Annotated in this window: 18 protein-coding genes; 11 read left to right on the top strand and 7 right to left on the bottom strand. The window is 60.2% G+C overall.

Annotated elements, in window-relative coordinates:
* Positions 1-128 precede the first annotated feature (128 nt).
* Positions 129-1,541, top strand: coding sequence for an amino acid permease (locus F8N80_RS26280; RefSeq protein WP_150748985.1), 1,413 nt, complete (start codon positions 129-131; stop codon positions 1,539-1,541).
* 71 nt (positions 1,542-1,612) lie between these two features.
* Here the strand turns inward: F8N80_RS26280 and F8N80_RS26275 are convergent, their stop codons facing one another.
* On the bottom strand, positions 1,613-2,398 hold the full coding sequence (locus tag F8N80_RS26275) for an NAD(P)H-dependent oxidoreductase (protein ID WP_150785008.1): 786 nt from the start codon (positions 2,396-2,398) through the stop codon (positions 1,613-1,615).
* 200 nt (positions 2,399-2,598) lie between these two features.
* Between F8N80_RS26275 and arfB the strand changes: the two genes are divergently transcribed.
* On the top strand, positions 2,599-3,012 hold the full coding sequence (gene arfB / locus F8N80_RS26270; protein ID WP_008010994.1) for an alternative ribosome rescue aminoacyl-tRNA hydrolase ArfB: 414 nt from the start codon (positions 2,599-2,601) through the stop codon (positions 3,010-3,012).
* Here arfB and F8N80_RS26265 read toward each other — a convergent pair.
* The 6 genes from F8N80_RS26265 to phhA form a co-directional block, all read right to left on the bottom strand.
* Positions 3,009-4,223: an MFS transporter gene (locus tag F8N80_RS26265; RefSeq protein WP_150785007.1), complete on the bottom strand. Its 1,215-nt coding sequence runs from the start codon at positions 4,221-4,223 to the stop codon at positions 3,009-3,011. The two genes, arfB and F8N80_RS26265, sit on opposite strands and share 4 nt — an antisense overlap.
* Positions 4,224-4,323: 100 nt before the next feature.
* Complete coding sequence (locus tag F8N80_RS26260; protein ID WP_150748995.1) at positions 4,324-4,509, bottom strand: hypothetical protein; 186 nt, start codon at positions 4,507-4,509, stop codon at positions 4,324-4,326.
* Positions 4,510-4,585: 76 nt separating this feature from the next.
* Positions 4,586-4,717: a hypothetical protein gene (locus tag F8N80_RS31920; protein WP_263596694.1), complete on the bottom strand. Its 132-nt coding sequence runs from the start codon at positions 4,715-4,717 to the stop codon at positions 4,586-4,588.
* 274 nt (positions 4,718-4,991) lie between these two features.
* Positions 4,992-6,185: an amino acid aminotransferase gene (locus tag F8N80_RS26255; protein ID WP_150785006.1), complete on the bottom strand. Its 1,194-nt coding sequence runs from the start codon at positions 6,183-6,185 to the stop codon at positions 4,992-4,994.
* Entirely contained in the window at positions 6,185-6,541 is a 357-nt protein-coding gene (locus F8N80_RS26250; protein ID WP_150785005.1) for a 4a-hydroxytetrahydrobiopterin dehydratase, read from the bottom strand. Before F8N80_RS26250 ends, F8N80_RS26255 begins: the two co-directional genes overlap by 1 nt.
* Positions 6,542-6,645: 104 nt before the next feature.
* Positions 6,646-7,431: a phenylalanine 4-monooxygenase gene (gene phhA / locus F8N80_RS26245; protein ID WP_150785004.1), complete on the bottom strand. Its 786-nt coding sequence runs from the start codon at positions 7,429-7,431 to the stop codon at positions 6,646-6,648.
* 404 nt (positions 7,432-7,835) lie between these two features.
* Between phhA and F8N80_RS26240 the strand changes: the two genes are divergently transcribed.
* The 9 genes from F8N80_RS26240 (at position 7,836) to F8N80_RS26200 (ending at position 19,397) form a co-directional block, all read left to right on the top strand.
* Positions 7,836-9,395 (top strand): sigma-54-dependent transcriptional regulator, encoded by a 1,560-nt coding sequence (locus F8N80_RS26240; RefSeq protein WP_150748992.1) that lies wholly within the window; start codon positions 7,836-7,838, stop codon positions 9,393-9,395.
* 352 nt (positions 9,396-9,747) lie between these two features.
* Entirely contained in the window at positions 9,748-10,485 is a 738-nt protein-coding gene (locus F8N80_RS26235; RefSeq protein ID WP_150785003.1) for a flagellar basal body rod protein FlgF, read from the top strand.
* 48 nt (positions 10,486-10,533) lie between these two features.
* Positions 10,534-11,319: a flagellar basal-body rod protein FlgG gene (gene flgG, locus F8N80_RS26230; RefSeq protein WP_128871735.1), complete on the top strand. Its 786-nt coding sequence runs from the start codon at positions 10,534-10,536 to the stop codon at positions 11,317-11,319.
* A gap of 52 nt (positions 11,320-11,371) precedes the next feature.
* Positions 11,372-12,067, top strand: coding sequence for a flagellar basal body L-ring protein FlgH (gene flgH / locus F8N80_RS26225; RefSeq protein ID WP_138968644.1), 696 nt, complete (start codon positions 11,372-11,374; stop codon positions 12,065-12,067).
* A gap of 6 nt (positions 12,068-12,073) precedes the next feature.
* Complete coding sequence (locus F8N80_RS26220) at positions 12,074-13,183, top strand: flagellar basal body P-ring protein FlgI (RefSeq protein WP_150748994.1); 1,110 nt, start codon at positions 12,074-12,076, stop codon at positions 13,181-13,183.
* An 11-nt stretch (positions 13,184-13,194) separates the two neighbouring features.
* Positions 13,195-14,490, top strand: a complete 1,296-nt coding sequence (gene flgJ, locus F8N80_RS26215) for a flagellar assembly peptidoglycan hydrolase FlgJ (RefSeq protein ID WP_150785002.1) — start codon at positions 13,195-13,197, stop codon at positions 14,488-14,490.
* A 17-nt stretch (positions 14,491-14,507) separates the two neighbouring features.
* Complete coding sequence (gene flgK / locus F8N80_RS26210; RefSeq protein ID WP_150785001.1) at positions 14,508-16,529, top strand: flagellar hook-associated protein FlgK; 2,022 nt, start codon at positions 14,508-14,510, stop codon at positions 16,527-16,529.
* Between the two features lie 14 nt (positions 16,530-16,543).
* Positions 16,544-18,133, top strand: coding sequence for a flagellar hook-associated protein 3 (locus F8N80_RS26205; RefSeq protein ID WP_150785000.1), 1,590 nt, complete (start codon positions 16,544-16,546; stop codon positions 18,131-18,133).
* A 337-nt stretch (positions 18,134-18,470) separates the two neighbouring features.
* Positions 18,471-19,397 (top strand): ketoacyl-ACP synthase III, encoded by a 927-nt coding sequence (locus F8N80_RS26200; protein ID WP_150749011.1) that lies wholly within the window; start codon positions 18,471-18,473, stop codon positions 19,395-19,397.
* Positions 19,398-19,438: the final 41 nt, after the last annotated feature.

Raw genomic sequence — 19,438 nt, 5'->3', positions numbered from 1 at the left:
GACGCATGACCGTTGTAAAAACGCTGGACTCCCGGTGCCTGCGCTGGGGTTTGATCGGCGCTGCTTGAAGCCGTAACCGAGCAGCAACGTCTAACGAACATCATCAAACCTTGCGTGAGACCCTTTTCATGAGTGGACAAAACTCGCATTCAGGCGAGCTGAAGCGCGGCCTGAAAAATCGCCATATTCAACTGATCGCCCTCGGTGGCGCAATCGGTACCGGACTGTTCCTCGGCTCGGCCGGCGTACTGAAATCCGCTGGCCCGTCGATGATCCTCGGCTACGCCATCTGCGGCTTCATTGCTTTCATGATCATGCGCCAGCTCGGCGAAATGATCGTCGAAGAGCCGGTGGCCGGTTCCTTCAGCCACTTCGCGCACAAGTACTGGGGCGGTTTCGCCGGCTTCCTGTCGGGCTGGAACTGCTGGATCCTGTACATCCTGGTGGGCATGTCGGAGCTGACCGCGGTCGGCAAATACATCCATTACTGGGCGCCGGACATCCCGACCTGGGTTTCGGCCGCGGGGTTCTTCGTCCTGATCAACCTGATCAACCTGGCGAACGTCAAAGTCTTTGGCGAGGCCGAGTTCTGGTTTGCGATCATCAAGGTCGTGGCCATCGTCGGCATGATTGCGCTGGGCAGCTACCTGCTGGTCAGCGGCAACGGCGGTCCGCAAGCTTCGGTGAGCAACCTGTGGTCACATGGCGGCTTCTTCCCGAATGGTATCAGCGGTCTGGTAATGGCCATGGCGATTATCATGTTCTCCTTCGGCGGTCTGGAAATGCTCGGTTTCACCGCGGCAGAAGCCGACAAGCCGAGAACCGTGATCCCCAAAGCCATCAACCAGGTCATCTACCGGATCCTGATTTTCTACATCGGTGCACTGGTCATCCTGCTGTCGCTGACGCCGTGGGACAGCCTGTTGGCCACCCTGAACGCCTCTGGCGACTCCTACAGCGGCAGCCCGTTCGTACAAGTGTTCTCGATGCTCGGCAGCAACACCGCCGCGCACATCCTCAACTTCGTGGTCCTGACCGCGGCATTGTCGGTGTACAACAGCGGCACCTACTGCAACAGCCGCATGTTGCTGGGCATGGCGGAGCAGGGCGATGCACCCAAAGCCTTGGGGAAGATCGACAAGCGCGGTGTTCCTGTGCGTTCGATCCTGGCCTCGGCGGCAGTGACGCTGATCGCCGTGCTGCTGAACTACCTGATTCCCCATAGCGCCCTGGAGCTGTTGATGTCGCTGGTGGTCGCGACCCTGGTGATCAACTGGGCAATGATCAGCTTCTCGCACTTCAAGTTCCGCCAGCACATGGACAAAACCAGGCAGACGCCGCTGTTCAAGGCGTTGTGGTATCCGTACGGGAACTATGTGTGTTTGGCGTTCGTGGTGTTTATCCTGGGCGTGATGCTGTTGATTCCGGGGATCCAGATCTCGGTGTACGCGATTCCGGTGTGGGTCGCGTTCATGTGGGTTTGCTATGGCATCAAGAATAAACGCAGTGCGATAACGAATGCTGCTCCTGCAGTGAAGTAGATAGACCTTGCAAACAATAAACCCGGCGATGGCCGGGTTTATTGTTTTGCAGGTTTTATCTGTAGGATTAATTACACTTTTGCGCTATCGATAGCGTTGTTGAATATTGAGTCGTCGGCGTGCTGGATAAAGGGTGTGTAACTGGGTGCCCCCTGTTTCAACTGGCCGCGCTCGTCCCAATCGGTGGGCGAATTAAATGGCAGTACCGCTGCTTGATCAATATCGGCGCAGAACGAACTGAAGCGCTGCAGTTCCTCGTTCAAGTCACGTCCCGTTGCCGTACAGTCTGCCCAGATGCCGTGTATCAGATAAGACTGGAGCACCTCGAAGCCCACATAGCGGAAGGCGTATTGGATCGGCCATAACAGCAGGTGGGTGTTGCCCTCTCGACCGTTCGGCGCGCACTCGTCTGCCGACGAACCGGTTGTTACACACAGAAGCACTCTCTTTCCCCGACATACGCCTTGTTCGAAGCGCTGTTCACTCGAGTAAAGACCGCCGTACACCAGTACCCGATCCATCCACCCCTTGAGCATCGCGGGGGCGCCGAACCACCACAGCGGAAACTGCACAATCACCAGGTCGGCCCAGTGCAGGGCCGCCAGTTGACTGTCCACCTGCGCGGGCAGGGTGTCATTTTCGTAACCATGGCGCTGCTCGGCCTGCACGTCGAAGCGGTGACTGTTCTTGCGTGGGTGAAAGTGCCTGGCGTGCTCGCACGGGTCGAAGTCGTGCGCATATAAGTCGGTGACTTTGACTTGATGTCCGAGGTTTTCAAAAGACTGGGTGGCGGTAGTGACGAGACTGTTATTGAACGATGCAGATTCCGGGTGTGCACACACTATGTAGATATTCATTATTGATAATGATCTCCAGGATTGACCGAGTACTCTATTCACGGCTCAGGATAGACGTGAAACCCCTGAATACTTCGCTCGATTGTGTTCCAGGATGTTATTGATCAATACCGACTTGAATACTTCATACTGATACGGAATCAGGCGCGATGCGATGTTGCGTGCTGTATCCTGAGGGCCCCGAACCCGGACGTTTTTCCATGCTGGTGATTTCCAACAATGTGCATCTGCCCGATGCCGAGATCGAATTGACGGCCATTCGTGCCCAGGGGGCGGGTGGGCAGAACGTCAACAAGGTCTCCAGCGCGGTGCACCTGCGCTTCGACATTCCGGCCTCGTCCTTGCCCGAGTTCTACAAGGAGCGGCTGCTGGCGCTGCGGGACAGCCGGATCACCAGCGAAGGCGTGTTGATCATCAAGGCCCAGCAATACCGCACCCAGGAAGCCAATCGCGCCGATGCGCTGGAGCGCCTGACCGAGTTGATCCTCAGCGCCACCAAGGTCGAAAAGAAACGCCGTCCGACCAAGCCGACCCTCGGTTCGAAAAAGCGTCGGCTCGAATCCAAGACCAAGCGCGGCAGCATCAAGGCCGGGCGCGGCAAGGTCGACTTCTAGCGCGCGTCCCGTTCTTCGCGGTGCTTCTCATTAAGGTGTTTTGGTGCCTGCCGATACAGGTAAACGCTCAGTGCCAGGCCGCTCAGGGCGGCGAGGGCAGCGAACAGGAAGATCGAGGCAAAACCGAAACCTGCCGCAATCGCACCGGCCAGCGGTCCGGTAATCCCCAGCGACAAATCGATGAACAACGAATAAGCCCCGACCGCCGCGCCACGGCTGGAGGCCGGCACCAGGTTGACCGCTTCCACGCCCAGTGCCGGGAACACCAGCGAGAAGCCGAAACCGCTCAGCGCTGCGCCCGCCAGTGCCCAATGGGCATCAGGCGCCAGCCATAGCAGCAACAACCCCAGTGTTTCCACCGCCAGGCAGGCAATCGCCACGCGAAAGCCACCGAGGCGGTTGATCAGGTTGCCGAACAGCAAGCGTGCACCGATGAAGCTGGCGCCGAACAGGCTCAGGCACAGCACCGCGTTATCCCAGTGTTGCGTGGCGTAATACAGGGTGATGAAGGTCGCGATAGTGCCGAAACCGATGGAGCCCAACGCCAGTCCGCAGCCATGGGGCAATACCCGCCCCAGCACATGCATGAACGGCAGGCGTTCACCGACCACGATCGGCGCTGCGGTTTTTGGCCAGGCCAGCACCAGTCCGAGGACGGCCAGCAGCACGATACTCACGCCCATGCTCCACAAGCCTAACCGATTGACCAGCAACACCCCCAGTGGTGCACCGACCGCCAGTGCGCCATAACTGGCGATGCCGTTCCACGAGATGACCTTGGCGGTGTTCGCCGCGCCGACCCGGCCGATGCCCCAGCCGATCGAGCCCGAACCGACCAGGCTTTCCGCGCTGCCAAGCACCAGTCGACCGATCAGCAGGCTGATCAGGCTCAAGGTCGGCAGGGCCTGGGTCCAGGCCGAAATCAGCATGAACACACCGCTCAAACCGCAACCGGCGAGGCCGTACATCACCGCGAGTTTGCTGCCCTTGTTATCGATGATCTTCCCGGCATAGGGCCGGCTGAGCAGGGTGGCCAGGTATTGCACGCTGATCACCAGGCCGGCGATCACCGCGCCGAAACCCAGGTCGCTGTGGACGTAGCCCGGCAATACGGCCAAGGGAATGCCGATGTTGAGGTAGCCGATGAAGGTAAACAGGACGATGGAGACGACTTGCAGCGTGACCGCCAGGGGGCGCTGGTTTTCAGACATGGGGTATAGGTCCACGGGGCAGCAGGATAGATAGGCTGCTTATGATAGCGGCGTGAAGGCCTGCGAGCCGTGAAAAAGTAAAACTATTTGCCGGTCGGGATTATTCAGGGTTTTGCGGGGCAACCAGTTGCGTCGTGACCAGGGCGGCCAGGGCGTTTTCTTCGCTGCCGAAACGGGCGAGCAAGGTGGCTTGTTTTTCGGGGGACAGGCGGTTCCAGATCTCGATCATCTTCTCGGCGGTGCCGATCAGAACGCTGGCCTGGCTGTCGTTGAATTCGTCGGTCATGGGGCGGGGCTCAAGGTTCAGGCGGTGTGGAAAGCGCATGTTAGCGCTTTCCACACGGTCTGGTATTGCAGGTGCTTCAGTTTTCGCTGTCGGCCTGGCGGCGTTCAGATGCTTCTTTTGGCTCGGGCTGTTGTGCACCGGCTTGTTGCGTGGTCGACTGCTCAGTTTCGTGCAGGCTTGGGAAGGGGAGATTAGGAATCTCGTGCATATCGCGCTCCTCGCAAAGTCTGTTGATGGATCGGGTAGATCCGCGCTTTTAAAAAAGCCTGCGTAGGATACAGCAGTCGAAATAACAAATTGTCTTTTATATCCATTTGTTTCGACGGATGGGGTTGTATAGACAGGTTTTGCAGGGGTAACGCTTGCCTATCGTGGGAGCGGGCTTGCTCGCGAATGCGAAGTGTCAGGCGATATAGATTTCGCCTGACACTACGCATTCGCGAGCAAGCCCGCTCCCACAGGGGTTTTGCAGTGTTTGGGGGTTATCTGCAGACGTCGGCGATCGCCTCGGCCAGCAAATCCAGGCGTGTGGCATCGATTCCGGCGACGTTGGCCCGGCCAGTGCCGACCATGTACACGCTGTGCCGATCACGCAGGTTTTTAACCTGCTCCGGCGTCAACCCGGTGTAGGAAAACATTCCGCGCTGCACGCCAATATGCGCAAAACGCTCGCGCAAACCATGCGGTTCCAGGGCTTCCACCAGGCCGCTGCGCAGCTGGGCGATACGCAAGCGCATCGTCTCCACTTCATCCGCCCAGAGACTTTTCAGCTGCGGATCGCCCAGGATGGTCGCCACGACAGCGGCGCCGTGATCCGGCGGTGTCGACCACAGGTTGCGGGCGATGTTGGCCAGTTGGCTGCGGATGTCCACCAGCTTGTCAGCGGTTTTCGCGCAGACAATCAACGCGCCGGTACGGTCGCGGTACAGCCCGAAGTTCTTCGAGCAGGAACTGGTGATCAGCACTTCCGGCAACTCGGCGGCGAACAGCCGGGTCGACCAGGCATCCTGTTCCAGGCCATCGCCGAAGCCCTGGTAGGCAAAATCGATCAGCGGCAACAGGTCGCGACTGCGCACCACCTTCAACACCCGGCGCCAGTCGTCATGGGACAAGTCGAAACCGGTCGGGTTGTGGCAGCAGGCGTGCAGCAGCACTACATCACCCTTTGGCGCTTTTTCGAGCGCCGCCAGCATGGCGTCGACGTCGAGACGGTTGTCGCTGCCCACGTAAGGGTAGTGACTGACCTTGACGCCCGCCGCGGCGAAGATGGTTTCGTGGATCGGCCAGGTCGGATTGCTCAACCACACGCCACGGCCCGGCAGGCACTGAGCGATGAAGTCTGCGCTCAAGCGCAACGCCCCGGTGCCGCCCGGGGTCTGTGTGACCCCGGCCCGTTGTTCGGCGATCAGTGCGGAGTCGACCCCCAGCACCAGCTCATTGATGACTTTGCCGAACGCCGGTTCGCCGTGACCGCCGATGTAGGTCTTGGTGGCCTGACGATCCACCAGCCGCGCCTCGGCGAGTTTCACCGCCTGAGGTATCGACGTCAGGCCCTGGGCATCTTTGTAGACGCCCACGCCGAGGTCGAATTTGCGCGGGTTCGGGTCCAGCGCATAGGCCTCCATCAGGCCGAGGATCGGGTCGCCGGGCACTCGACCTATGGCGTCGAAATGCATTATTTGCGGCCCTCGGCGTCCTTGGCCACTTCGTCGGTGCGCGCGGCCATGATGAAATCGTTGCGGTGCAGGCCTTTGATGGAGTGGCTCCACCAGGTCACGGTGACTTTGCCCCACTCGGTCAGCAGGCCCGGGTGGTGACCTTCGGCCTCGGAGATTTCACCGACGGCGTTGGTGAACGCCAGGGCGTGCTTGAAATTCTTGAACAGGAAAATTTTTTCCAGCTGCATCACGCCGTCGCGAACTTCGATGTTCCAGTCAGGGATCTGCTTGATCAGCACCGGCAGTTCTTCGTCGCTGACCTGAGGGGCACCGGCTTGGCAGGCTTCGCAGTGGGCTTGGTTCAATGTGGACATGATGGGTTCCTGAAATCGAATTATTGGACATCGGCCGTCAGTATCACCACGCTAAACCAAAGCGTCGGTTCCTGACAGGCTCACTTGATTCTAAAAGCAGCGGATCACGCGGCCTTTGGCGGAAATTTCGGTGCGCGCAAGCCCAGCTGCATGCCTTGCTTGACCATGCTCATGATGTCTTCATGAGCCACATCAAACAGACGCTTGAGGTTTGGCAGGACAAAGTACAGGGGCTGCAGAATGTCGATGCGATACGGCGTGCGCATGCATTCCAGCGGATCGAACGTCTGATGCTCAGGTTCGTCCGACAGGCAGTAAACCGTTTCTTTAGGCGAGGAGAGAATGCCGCCGCCGTAAATGCGCGTGCCTTGCGGCGTATCGACCAGGCCAAACTCGATGGTCATCCAGTACAGGCGCGCCAGGTACACGCGTTCTTCCTTGGTCGCCTTTAGGCCGAGTTTGCCGTAGGTGTGGGTGAATTCCGCGAACCAGGGGTTGGTCAGCAGCGGGCAGTGACCAAAGATCTCGTGGAAAATATCCGGCTCTTGCAGGTAATCCAGCTCTTCGCGGGTACGAATGAAGGTCGCCACCGGAAACTGCTTGTTGGCCAGCAATTCGAAAAAGGTCTGGAAGGGGATCAATGCAGGAACCCGGGCGACCTGCCAGCCGGTGGTTTCACCGAGGACCTTGTTGATCTCGCCAAGTTGCGGAATGCGGTCGTGGGGCAGGCCGAGCTTTTCGATGCCGTCCAGGTATTCCTGGCACGCACGCCCTTCGAGCACTTTCAGTTGGCGAGTGATCAGCGTGTTCCACACCGCGTGTTCTTCGGCGGGGTAGTCGATAAAACCTTGCGCATCGGGCTCGCGAGCCACGTAGTGCGTCTGCTTCATGCTGCTCTCCTGCTAGGGGATTTCGTTCTTGTTATGTCCTGCTATTGACTTAGGAATACCCCAAGGCGTTCGACGTTGCAGCAGGTGGTTTGCAGCGGGAGAAGGAAAAAACCACGGATTTCGTAAAGTATTCGTTACGGTTTGCCGGATGCTGCGCAAGTATTGATATCTTCGGGTTTGAAATGGCATCCAGGTGTCACATAATCTTGACGACTAAATTGGCGGCTCGGCAAACATATACGTCCGAGAGCATTTGCAAATTCCCTGTGGGAGCGGGCTTGCTCGCGAAGGCGGAGTGTCAGTCGATATAGATTTCGCCTGACACTCCGCCTTCGCGAGCAAGCCCGCTCCCACAGGTTGTATGTCTGGTATCAGCCTCATTCACTGCTTTTCGGGCCTTTTATATGCGTATCAAAGTCCACTGCCAGAACCGCATCGGCATCCTGCGCGACATTCTCAACCTGCTGGTGGAGTACGGGGTCAACGTCGCTCGCGGCGAGGTCGGCGGTGAGCATGGCAATGCCATCTACCTGCATTGTCCGAACCTGATCAACATTCAGTTCCAGGCACTACGGCCGAAATTCGAATCGATTGCCGGGGTCTTCGGGGTCAAGCGTGTAGGCCTGATGCCCAGCGAGCGTCGGCACATGGAGCTCAATGCCTTGCTCGGCGCGCTGGAGTTTCCGGTGCTGTCGATCGACATGGGCGGCTCGATCGTTGCGGCCAACCGTGCTGCGGCGCAGTTGCTCGGGGTGCGTGTCGATGAGGTGCCGGGGATCCCGTTGTCGCGGTACGCCGAGGATTTCGACTTGCCGGAACTGGTGCGCGCCAACAAGTCGCGGATCAATGGACTGCGGGTCAAGGTCAAGGGCGACGTGTTCCTCGCCGACATTGCGCCGTTGCAATCGGAGCATGACGACAGCGAAGCCATGGCCGGCGCGGTACTGACCCTGCATCGCGCGGATCGGGTCGGTGAGCGCATTTATAACGTGCGCAAGCAGGAACTGCGCGGGTTCGACAGCATCTTCCAGAGTTCGAAAGTGATGGCCGCCGTGGTGCGCGAAGCCAGGCGCATGGCGCCACTGGATGCGCCGCTATTGATCGAAGGCGAAACCGGCACCGGCAAGGAGTTGTTGGCGCGAGCCTGCCACCTGGCGAGCCCTCGTGGGCAGTCACCGCTGATGGCGCTCAACTGCGCCGGCCTGCCGGAATCCATGGCCGAGACCGAATTGTTCGGCTACGGCCCCGGTGCCTTCGAAGGGGCGCGGGCCGAAGGCAAGCTCGGGCTGCTGGAGCTGACGGCCGGCGGTACGCTGTTTCTCGATGGCGTCGGGGAAATGAGCCCACGCCTGCAGGTGAAATTGCTGCGCTTCCTGCAGGACGGTTGCTTCCGTCGTGTAGGCAGTGATGAAGAGGTTTATCTGGATGTGCGAGTGATCTGCGCGACCCAGGTCGACCTGTCCGAGCTGTGCGCTCGCGGGGAGTTTCGCCAGGATCTGTATCACCGCCTGAACGTGCTGTCGTTGCATATCCCGCCCTTGCGCGAGTGCCTCGACGGGTTGATGCCGCTGGTGGAACACTTCCTCGATCAGGCCAGCCGGCAGATCGGTTGCCCGCTGCCGAAACTGGCACCGGCGGCGATGGAGCGGCTCCGTCACTACCATTGGCCGGGCAATGTGCGGCAACTGGAGAACGTGTTGTTCCAGGCGGTTTCGTTGTGCGAGGGCGGGACGGTCAAGGCCGAACACATTCGCTTGCCGGATTACGGGGTGCGTCAGCCCCTTGGCGATTTCTCGCTGGAGGGCGGGCTGGACGAGATTGTCGGGCGCTTTGAGAAGGCGGTGCTGGAGCGGCTGTATTCCGAGCATCCGAGCAGTCGGCAACTGGGGAAGCGGTTGGGGGTTTCGCATACCACCATTGCCAACAAGTTGCGTGAGTATGAGGTGGGCAAGACGGAGTCATAGCGGGCGCTTGTTGTGTTTTTTCGGGCCTCTTCGCGGGCAAGTCGAATCGTCGCACCGCCGCTCCCACAGGGATCTCCTGGGTTCACACCATTCATGAACAACCGACAACCCTGTGGGAGCGGGCTTGCCCGCGAAGGGGCCGGCACAGCCAACGTCCAGGTCAAACCTTGCCGCCTGACGGCATGACACCGCCGGTTTTTCGTCTCTGACCTATCCCCCCAATCCCCTCTAAACCCCTCAACCCCTGTGTTTGCCAGCCCCCGCGCCGCCAGAAAAAAGTTGGTCTGCAAATTGCTTATGGCTCAGCAGTACAGCTGTGGGCGGCAAACGTCCGGCATGCAGAGGAAACAGCGTGGACAAGTACCTTTATGTGGCAATGACCGGCGCCAGCCAGAATGCACTGGCGCAGAAGGCTCATGCGAACAACCTGGCGAACATCTCCACCAACGGCTTCCAGAAAGACCTGGAGCAGGCGCGTTCGATGCCGGTGTTCGGTGACGGCTTTGCGGCGCGTGCGTTTGCCCTGTCCGAGCGTCCGGCCACCGACTTCTCCCCTGGCGCGCTGGTGCAGACCGGCCGCGACCTCGATGTCGCCGTGCAAGGCAACGGCTGGATCGCGGTGCAGAACCCGGACGGCGGCGAAAGCTACGTGCGCACCGGCAGCCTGAACGTCGACGCCCTCGGCGTGCTGCGGGCCGGCAACGGGATGCCGGTGCTGGGCAATGGCGGGCCGATTGCCGTGCCGCCCGAGCAGCAGATCGAAGTCGGCGAGGACGGCACCATCAGCATTCGCGCGATGGGCGAGGGCCCTGGGGTGATGGCGCAAGTCGACCGCATCAAGCTGGTCAACCCGGACTTCAACAACATGACCAAAGGCCTGGATGGTTCGATCCATACCAAGGACGGCCGGCCGGCGCAGGCCGATGCCAACGTCAAGCTGGTGTCCGGGTTCCTCGAGTCGAGCAACGTCAATGCCGTGGAAGAAATGACCTCGGTGCTGGCCCTGGCCAAGCAGTTCGAGCTGCACGTCAAGATGATGAACACCGCCAAAGAAGACGACCAGGCCATGGCTCGGGTCTTGCAGATCTAATAATCATTAGAACGTCGCGCCGTAAAACAGGCGCACGAGGAGAATCGCATGCTTCCGGCTCTATGGGTTGCCAAAACAGGCCTGTCCGCCCAGGACACCAACCTGACGACCATTTCCAACAACCTGGCCAACGTCTCGACCACGGGTTTCAAACGTGACCGCGCCGAGTTCCAGGACTTGCTCTACCAGATCAAGCGCCAGCCGGGCGCCCAGTCGACCCAGGACAGCGAACTGCCGTCGGGTCTGCAAGTGGGTACCGGTGTGCGCATCGTCGGCACCCAGAAAAACTTCACCGCCGGCAGCCTGCAGACCACCGAACAACCCTTGGACATGGCCATCGACGGTCGCGGTTTCTTCCAGATCCTGCAGCCGGACGGCACCACCTCCTACACCCGTGACGGTACCTTCCACCTCGACTCCAACGGGCAGATCGTCAACGCCAGCGGCTTCGCCCTGGAGCCGGCCATCGTCATCCCGAACGACGCCCAGACCTTCACGGTCGGTCGCGACGGCACCGTGTCCATCACCGTTGCCGGCAACCCGGCCGCCCAGGTGATCGGCAACCTGCAAACCGCCGACTTCATCAACCCGGCCGGCCTGCAGGCAGTGGGCAACAACCTGTTCCTGGAAACCGCCGCCAGTGGCGCGCCGCAGGTCGGCACCCCAGGCCTGGCCGGTTTCGGCACCACGCTGCAGAACACCCTGGAAACCTCCAACGTCAGCACCGTCGAGGAGATGGTCAACATGATCACCACTCAGCGCGCCTACGAGATGAACTCCAAGGTGATTTCCACCGCCGACCAGATGCTCTCGTTCGTCACGCAGAATCTGTAATCAAGTCCATGGGGCGGCCACGGGGTCGCCAGCAACACCGTGAGGTAGGGTCATGAATCGCTTTGTATCTGTCCTGGCACTGAGTGGGATCACCGCGCTCGCGGGTTGTGTCGCCCCACCGCCCAAGCCCAATGACCCTTACTACGCCCCGGTGTTGCCGCGCACGCCGCTGCCGGCTGCGGCCAACAACGGCTCGATCTACCAGGCCGGTTTTGAACAGAACCTGTACAGCGACCGCAAGGCGTTCCGGGTCGGTGACATCATCACCATCACCCTGAACGAGCGCACCCAGGCCAGCAAGAACGCCAACTCGCAAACCGCCAAGAACAGCAAGACCGACATCGGCCTGAGCTCGTTTTTCGGCGGCGGCCTGAGCACCAACGATCCGGTGGGCAGCGGTAACCTGAGCCTGGACGTCGGTTACGCCGGCGACCGCGCCACCAAGGGCGACAGCAAGTCCGGCCAGAGCAACAGCCTCACCGGTTCGATCACGGTGACCGTCGCCGACGTCTTGCCCAACGGCATCATCGCCGTGCGCGGCGAGAAGTGGCTGACCCTCAACACCGGGGACGAGCTGGTGCGGATTGCCGGCCTGGTACGCGCCGATGACATCGCCACGGACAACACCGTGTCCTCGACCCGGGTCGCCGATGCGCGCATCACTTATTCGGGCACCGGTGCCTTTGCCGATGCGAGTCAGCCAGGCTGGTTCGATCGTTTCTTCCTCAGCCCGCTGTTTCCTTTCTAGGTGGCCATGTTGAATTTGAGAAGTCTCATCGTGGCGGCCTTGATGGTGTGTGCAGCGTCCAGCGCCCAGGCCGAGCGACTGAAAGACATCGCGAGCATTTCCGGGGTGCGCTCCAACCAATTGATCGGCTATGGCCTGGTGGTCGGGCTCAACGGTACCGGTGACCAGACGACCCAGACCCCGTTCACCCTGCAGACCTTCAACAACATGCTCTCGCAGTTCGGCATCAAGGTGCCGCCGGGTTCGGGCAACGTGCAATTGAAAAACGTCGCGGCCGTGTCGATCAGTGCCGACTTGCCGGCGTTCGCCAAACCGGGTCAGCAGATCGACATTACCGTGTCCTCCATCGGCAACTCCAAGAGCCTGCGCGGCGGCACCTTGCTACTGACCCCGCTCAAGGGCATCGATGGCAACGTCTACGCCATCGCCCAGGGCAACCTGGTGGTCGGCGGCTTCGATGCCGAAGGTCGCGACGGTTCCAAGATCACGGTCAACGTGCCCTCGGCCGGGCGCATCCCGGGCGGGGCCTCGGTCGAGCGTTCGGTACCGAGCGGGTTCAACCAGGGCAACAGCCTGACCCTGAACCTCAACCGTTCGGACTTCACCACCGCCAAGCGCGTCGTCGACAAGATCAACGACCTGCTCGGCCCCGGCGTGGCCCAGGCCATCGACGGCGGCTCGATCCGGGTCAGCGCGCCGCTCGATCCAAGCCAGCGCGTCGACTACCTGTCGATCCTCGAGAACCTCGAAGTCGACCCGGGCCAGGCGGTGGCGAAAGTCATCATCAACTCCCGCACCGGCACCATCGTGATCGGCCAGAACGTCAAGGTGTCCCCGGCCGCCGTGACCCACGGCAGCCTGACCGTGACCATCACCGAAGACCCGATCGTCAGCCAGCCCGGCCCACTGTCCAACGGGCAGACGGCAGTCGTGCCGCGCTCGCGGGTCAACGCCCAGCAGGAAGCCAAGCCGATGTTCAAGTTCGGCCCGGGCACCACCCTCGACGAAATCGTCCGTGCGGTGAACCAGGTCGGCGCCGCGCCGGGTGACTTGATGGCCATCCTCGAAGCGTTGAAACAGGCCGGCGCCTTGCAAGCCGACCTGATCGTGATCTGAGGACGACGACCATGGACATGCGCAAGGGCGGTGTGGGAGTCAGCAGCAGCGACTCGGGGTCCTGGTCGGACCTCAATCGCCTGAACCAGCTCAAGGTCGGCGACAAGAACAGTGACGGCAACCTGCGCAAGGTCGCCCAGGAATTCGAGTCGCTGTTCCTCGGTGAGATGCTCAAATCCATGCGCTCGGCCACCGACGCCCTGGGCCAGGACAATCCGCTCAACACCCCGGCGGCCAAGCAGTACCAGGAAATGTACGACCAACAACTGGCGGTTTCCATGTCCCGCGAAGGCGGCGGCATCGGCCTGGCGGACGTGCTGATGCGACAAATGTCAAAGAACAAACCGCTGGCGCCGGGTGAGGCCGCGGCAGCGTCCGCCGCCAAGCAGGCTGCCGCGCAAGCCGCGGTGGAAACCCCGATTGCCGCCGGCACGGCCGCCACCCACGGGCCGCTGTCGCGCCTGAATGGCGAGCGGCCGTTATGGGCCTCGCGCTCGGTGCAGTCGGCGGCGAACCCGGGCGAGGGCGCGCATCACAACGACATGGCCCTGATCAATCAGCGGCGCCTGGCCCTGCCACCGAAACTGGCCGACCGCTTGCTCGCCGGGCTGGTGCCATCGGCATCGACCACAGCGGCGAGCGCCACGACAGCGCTGAACAAAATCCAGCTGCCGCCGAGCACCGGGTCCGGCCCTTTGTACAACGGCGATTGGCTGACCGCGCAAACCGATACCCCCTCCAGCGGGCGCCTGCAGGTCCATGGCCGTGCCATGGCGCAAATCCCCCTGGCACCGGCGAAAAAGGCCTTCAGTTCCGCCGACGCATTCGTCAACACCATGCTGCCCATGGCCAAGGAAGCCGCCGACCGCATCGGCGTCGACCCCCGTTACCTGGTGGCCCAGGCCGCCCTGGAAACCGGCTGGGGCAAGTCGGTCATGCGCGCCCAGGACGGCAGCAGCAGTCACAACCTGTTCGGCATCAAGGCCGGCAGCAGCTGGCAGGGCGATTCGGCGCGGGCGATCACCAGCGAATTCAGAAATGGCGCAATGGTCAAGGAAACGGCGCAGTTCCGTTCCTACGCCTCCTACAAGGACAGCTTCCATGACCTGGTGACCTTGCTGCAATCGAACAATCGTTATCAAGACGTCGTGAAATCGGCCGATAACCCGGAACAATTTGTGCGCGAGTTGCAGAAGGCCGGTTACGCAACCGACCCGGACTACGCCAGCAAGATTTCGCAGATAGCCAGGCAGATGACGAGTTACCAGAACTACGCTGCGGCGGGCGTTTCCACCACGCCTTTATAGGCATAAGGGTCTGAATCATGAGTTTGCTCAATATCGGGATGTCGGGGCTGAACGCCAGCCAGGTGTCGTTGGCGACCGTCGGCAACAACATTGCCAACGCCAACACCGCCGGCTATTCACGCCAACAAACCCTTCAGAGCAGTAATACTTCGCACCTCAATGGCGGGGTGTTTATCGGCAGCGGTACGACCCTGGCCGATGTGCGTCGGGTCTATAACGCTTACCTCGACAGCCAGCTGCAAACCTCCACCTCGCTGAGCAGTGATGCCAACGCCTACCTCGAGCAAGTCAGCCCGCTGGACAAGCTGTTCTCCGACAAAACCACCGGGATCAGTGCGGTATTGAGCAGCTTCTTTGCCTCGGTGCAGACCTCTGCCGGTGCGCCGAGTGACACCGCTACGCGGCAGTTGCTGTTGACCAATGCGCAAACCTTGAGCAACCGCTTCAACGCCCTGGCGTCGCAGATGCAGCAGCAGAACGAAGGCATCAACAGTCAGTTGACGACGATGACCGAGCAGGTCAACCAGCTGACATCGTCGATTGCCTCGTTGAACCAGCAAATTGCCCAGGCCAGCAACTCGACCGGCAGTGGCCCCAACAACTTGCTCGACGCCCGCAATGAAGCTGTGCGCACGCTCAATGAATTGGTCGGTGTCACCGTCCAGGACTACAACGGCAGTTACAACGTTTCCCTGGGAACCGGGCAGTCGCTGGTGTTGGGCAACACGGCCAACACGCTCACGACCGCCAGAAGCGGTATCGACAAGAATCAGCTGAATATCCAGATCAACTCGCCGTCGTCGGTCAGTGACGTGACGTCGTTCATCAGCGGCGGCAAGATCGGTGGCTTGCTGCGCTATCGCGAAGACGTGCTGGTGCCGGCGATGAATGACCTGGGCCGCACGGCGCTGGTGGTTGCCGACAAGATCAACCGTCAGATGGGGCAGGGGCTCGATGCCAATGGCGAGTTTGGTGCCTCGCTGTTCTCCAATATCAACAGTGCTGCCGCCATCGGTCAACGCAGCCTGGCGTCATCGGACAACGAGGGTTCCAGCCATCTCGACGTCACCATCACCCAGTCCAGTGAGTTGACCACATTCGATTACGCCGTGACGTTCACTAAGGATAACCAGTACAGGGTCAAGCGTTCCGATGGCAAGGACATGGGGTTTTTTGACCCGTCCAAGGCGGCAGAATTCGATGGCCTAAAACTTGATTTCAAAGGCGGCCCCACGAAGGAGGGTGACTCGTTCAAGGTCATCCCGACCCGGGGCGGTGCGAGTTCCATCACGACCCAGATGACCGACTCCAACAAGCTGGCTTTTGCCGGTCCTCTCGTCGCGACCAGCGGCACCGGCAACAGTGGTACCGGTGCGCTGACACCGCCCGCATTGTCCATCCCGCTGGACATTTATGGCGGTGCCGACCTGGCCGACCTGCAAGCAGGTATCAAGCATTCGATGCCGGTGACGCTGACCTTTAAGGACGCAGTGGGCGGCAGCCAGGATTACGAAGTATTCAACTCGAAAGGCGAGAGCATTGATAAGGGCTCAATCGTCCCAGGCCAAGGCAACGATCTGACCATCAAGGTGCCGATGCTCGACGCATCTGGCGCAGAGATCCCCGGCAAATCGTTTTCCTTCAACACCACGGTCAGTGGCGCGCCTTCGAAGAATGACAAGTACGAAATCGCGTTCAACGTGGATGGCAAGCAAGACAACCGCAATGCCAACGAACTGTTGGGCTTGCAGACCAAGGCCACGGTCGGCGTCAGTGAAGGCAACGCCGGCATGAGCATGGGCACCGCTTACAGCCAACTGGTGGGACAGGTCGGCGCCAAGGCCAGCCAGGCCCTCGGCGACAGCACGGCGAGCGGTGCGATTCTGTCCCGGGCCAAATCCGAGGTGGCCTCGGTGTCCCAGGTCAACCTCGACGATGAGGCCGCCGACCTGGTCAAGTTCCAGCAGTACTACACCGCGTCGTCGCAGATCATCAAGGCCGCGCAAGAAGTCTTCAGCACGCTGATCAACAGTCTTTAAGGGAGTATTCGACGATGCGAATTTCTACAGCCCAGTACTTTGAGACGAGTGCGGCCAAGTACCAGAATAACTTCTCCTCGATCGTCAAGACCCAGGAGCAGATCACCTCGGGTGTGCGGATTCAAAGTGCCGGTGATGATCCTGTGGGCGCTGCGCAGTTGCTGATGCTGCAACAACAGCAGGCGCTGCTGGGGCAATACAGCGGCAATATGGCCAGCATCAAGAGTTCGCTGGCCAACCAGGAAAGCGTACTGGATAGCGTCAACACCGCGCTGCAGCGTGCCCGCGAGTTGGCGCTCCAGGCGGGTAATGGTGGCTACAGTGATACCGATCGAAAAACCATTGCCGGCGAGATCGGTGAAATCGAAGCGCAAGTATTGGGCTTGCTCAACAGCAAGGACTCGTCGGGCAACTACCTGTTCTCCGGCTCGAAAACTTCGACCCCGCCTTATGTGCGCAACAACGACGGCACTTATGCCTATCAGGGTGATGACACCCAGTTGAGCCTTCAGGTGTCGGACAGTTTGTCCATTGCCAGCAGTAATACCGGTAAAAGCATCTTCGAGTCGGCTACCAACTCGGGGCGCACCCAGGCGATTGCTGATCCGTCCAATCCTGATGGCGATACCGTTTCAGTGTCCGCGGGCTTGATGAAGTCGAACGCGGCTTACACCAATAAATTTGCCGCCGGAGAGCCCTACAAACTGGAGTTTGTAGACAGCACTCATTACACCATCAAGGACAATGGTGGTAAGTATGTGACGTCCGAAGCGTCTGGAAACGGCGTGTTCGATTCGACAAAAGAAGGCGGCTCGACCATCAGTCTGCGGGGCGTGGAGTTCGACATCACCTTGCGACTCAAGGCGCCTGTCGATCCTGCGACCACCCCGCCAATGACCCCTGACCAAGAGGTCAAGGGTTACGTTTTCTCGCTGGGCACCAAACCTGACAGCTTCAACGCATCACGGACACCGAGCAACGATTCGACGGCCCAGGTCACCCAGTCCGAAGTCGTGACCCAGGCAGACTACGTCAAAGGATTTCCCAACAGTGGTGTGGTCATCAAGTTCACCGATGCCAGCAATTACCAAGTCTATGCCCAGCCTATGGGTGCAGACAGCAAGCCGATCGGTGGGGGTGGCCTGACTGCCGGCTCGATCAAGTTCGCGGGCGTGGAGTTCAAGTTTACCGGCGACCCGCAAGCGCAAGATCAGTTTGTGGTCGGGGCCAGCAACCACCAGACGCAAAGTGCACTGGACACCTTGAGTCAGTTGCGCCAGGCGTTGGAAACACCGGCCGATGGCAGCGATCTGGCACAGATCAAGCTGAAGGACACCATAGCGGCGGCGATCAGCAACCTGTCCAATGCCAGTGAGCAGGTCGATAGCGCTCGGGGCTCGATCGGTGCGCGATTGAACGCCATCGACATCCAGAGCGCCGAGAATGTCAGCCAGGGCTTGACCAACACCAGTACCCAGGCGGCGATCGGTGATACGGATGTCGCGACGGCGTCCATCGAACTGGCATTCCAGCAATCACTGCTGCAGGCTTCGCAGCTGGCGTTCGTGAAAATCGCCCAGCTAAGTCTGTTCAACAAGCTTTGATCCTTGCCCGAGTGCCGGCATCCACGATGCCGGCACTCTCTCGCGGGTGCTTTTTTCCATTCGTCGCTGGTTTTTTGCCATCCGCTTGGCGGCTGATCGCTCGTTTGTGGCTGGATGTTTGGAACAAGGCACGCATAATCCGTGACCTGCGAGTCATAATGAGCATCTTCACTGTATTGTGTCAGAAAGGATGGGCAGGGGGCTGACCCTTGTCGGACGCGTTTTCAGGGTTCCTGAAGCGTCTGCACCGTATTTTTTCACTCGGTGAAATCCAGTATTTCAGTACCTCTCGGTCTGCGAGCGGTGATCTCCAGCTATTTAGTATTGGGAAGCCACAATGATTGGCATAAAAAGCATTGCCAGCTACGTGCCAGCGAGTGGGCTGGATAATTATGCTCAGGGCGCGAAATTCGAGAAGGATGAAGAGTTCATCCTCGGCAAAATCGGTTCGGCGTTCCTGCCGCGCAAGGACGCTACGCAGGAAACCTCCGACCTCTGTGTCGAAGCGGCCAATGCCTTGTTCGCGAATAATCCGCAACTCGATCGTCAAGCCATCGACGTGCTGATCGTCGTCACCCAGAACGGCGACGAAGAAGGCCTGCCCCACACCTCCGCCATCGTCCAGGACAAGCTGGGCCTGTCGACCAACGTCGCGGCCTTCGACATCTCCCTGGGCTGCTCCGGCTACGTCTACGGCATCTACGCCATCAAGGGCTTCATGGAAGCCGCAGGCCTGAAGAATGGGCTGCTGATCACCGCCGACCCGTATTCGAAAATCGTCGACCCGGAAGATCGCAACACCACCATGTTGTTTGGCGATGCCGCCACGGCCACCTGGATGGGCGAAGACGCGACCTGGCAGCTGGGCAAGGCCAAGTTCGGCACCGACGGCTCCGGCGCGCCTCACCTGAAGGTGACGGACGGAGTGTTCTATATGAACGGGCGGCAGGTGTTCAACTTCGCCTTGCTCAAGGTGCCGGCGCATTTGCATGAGTTGCTCAATGAGTCGGGCCTGACCTCCCAGGACGTTGATGCGTTTTGCATTCACCAGGGCAGTGCGGCCATAGTCGATGCCGTGGCGCGGCGTTTTGAAAGTGAGCCAGAGAAGTTCATCAAGGATATGGTCGAGACCGGGAATACCGTGTCTTCGAGCATTCCGTTGCTGCTGGAAAAGCACATGTTTGATTCCAGTTGGAAGCGGGTGGCGATCAGTGGTTTTGGTGTGGGCCTGTCCTGGGGGTCGGCGATTATTCATCGTCCCTGACGCGCCAGTTTAACAACGCCCAAAAAAACGCCTATGACCAA

The sequence above is a fragment of the Pseudomonas fluorescens genome (assembly GCF_902497995.1).
Lineage (GTDB): Bacteria > Pseudomonadota > Gammaproteobacteria > Pseudomonadales > Pseudomonadaceae > Aquipseudomonas > Aquipseudomonas fluorescens_BK.
The sequence above is the reverse complement of the archived record's forward strand: the minus strand, read 5'-3'. Positions and strand labels throughout refer to the sequence as shown.

Coding starts and splice junctions, on each gene's coding strand:
- arfB (WP_008010994.1), top strand. CDS start 2,599: ATGCTGGTGATTTCCAACAATGTGCATCTGCCCGATGCCGAGATCGAA.
- F8N80_RS26280 (WP_150748985.1), top strand. CDS start 129: ATGAGTGGACAAAACTCGCATTCAGGCGAGCTGAAGCGCGGCCTGAAA.
- flgH (WP_138968644.1), top strand. CDS start 11,372: ATGAATCGCTTTGTATCTGTCCTGGCACTGAGTGGGATCACCGCGCTC.
- flgG (WP_128871735.1), top strand. CDS start 10,534: ATGCTTCCGGCTCTATGGGTTGCCAAAACAGGCCTGTCCGCCCAGGAC.
- F8N80_RS26220 (WP_150748994.1), top strand. CDS start 12,074: ATGTTGAATTTGAGAAGTCTCATCGTGGCGGCCTTGATGGTGTGTGCA.
- F8N80_RS26275 (WP_150785008.1), bottom strand. CDS start 2,398: ATGAATATCTACATAGTGTGTGCACACCCGGAATCTGCATCGTTCAAT.
- F8N80_RS26240 (WP_150748992.1), top strand. CDS start 7,836: ATGCGTATCAAAGTCCACTGCCAGAACCGCATCGGCATCCTGCGCGAC.
- phhA (WP_150785004.1), bottom strand. CDS start 7,431: ATGAAGCAGACGCACTACGTGGCTCGCGAGCCCGATGCGCAAGGTTTT.
- F8N80_RS26250 (WP_150785005.1), bottom strand. CDS start 6,541: ATGTCCACATTGAACCAAGCCCACTGCGAAGCCTGCCAAGCCGGTGCC.
- F8N80_RS26200 (WP_150749011.1), top strand. CDS start 18,471: ATGATTGGCATAAAAAGCATTGCCAGCTACGTGCCAGCGAGTGGGCTG.
- F8N80_RS26260 (WP_150748995.1), bottom strand. CDS start 4,509: ATGACCGACGAATTCAACGACAGCCAGGCCAGCGTTCTGATCGGCACC.
- F8N80_RS31920 (WP_263596694.1), bottom strand. CDS start 4,717: ATGCACGAGATTCCTAATCTCCCCTTCCCAAGCCTGCACGAAACTGAG.
- flgJ (WP_150785002.1), top strand. CDS start 13,195: ATGGACATGCGCAAGGGCGGTGTGGGAGTCAGCAGCAGCGACTCGGGG.
- F8N80_RS26205 (WP_150785000.1), top strand. CDS start 16,544: ATGCGAATTTCTACAGCCCAGTACTTTGAGACGAGTGCGGCCAAGTAC.
- F8N80_RS26265 (WP_150785007.1), bottom strand. CDS start 4,223: ATGTCTGAAAACCAGCGCCCCCTGGCGGTCACGCTGCAAGTCGTCTCC.
- flgK (WP_150785001.1), top strand. CDS start 14,508: ATGAGTTTGCTCAATATCGGGATGTCGGGGCTGAACGCCAGCCAGGTG.
- F8N80_RS26255 (WP_150785006.1), bottom strand. CDS start 6,185: ATGCATTTCGACGCCATAGGTCGAGTGCCCGGCGACCCGATCCTCGGC.